We start from the raw sequence: 286 nt of genomic DNA on the forward strand, positions 1-286 counted from the left end.
CAGTCTCAACCGCAGATTCCACTCCAATCTTGGCAACTTGTCGAACTGCTTGATTGCCAATATTTTGGGTCACATTGGTTGCTAGACTAGCTCCTGCTCCCATCAATTGGCCGCCAATAAGACCTGAGATTGCACCTGTTCCTGCTCCTTTGGCAATCGAACCAACCAATTCCCAGCCACGTTGACCAGAACTATAGGCATCATATCCTGAGATGATTGCTCCAGAAGCTGCACCACCGATAGCCATCGCTACAGGTGCTCCAAGACCTCCAGTCGCTACAGTAAG

At 50.0% G+C, this 286-nt stretch carries 1 protein-coding gene; it reads right to left on the reverse strand.

Features of this window, described 5'->3' with window-relative positions; all coding sequences use genetic code 11:
- Positions 1-286, reverse strand: a 286-nt coding sequence (locus tag SORDD16_RS10250) for a hypothetical protein (RefSeq protein ID WP_241734080.1), incomplete at both ends; no start/stop codon positions are given.

Source organism: Streptococcus oralis (genome assembly GCF_001578945.1).
GTDB classification, from domain to species: domain Bacteria; phylum Bacillota; class Bacilli; order Lactobacillales; family Streptococcaceae; genus Streptococcus; species Streptococcus oralis_Q.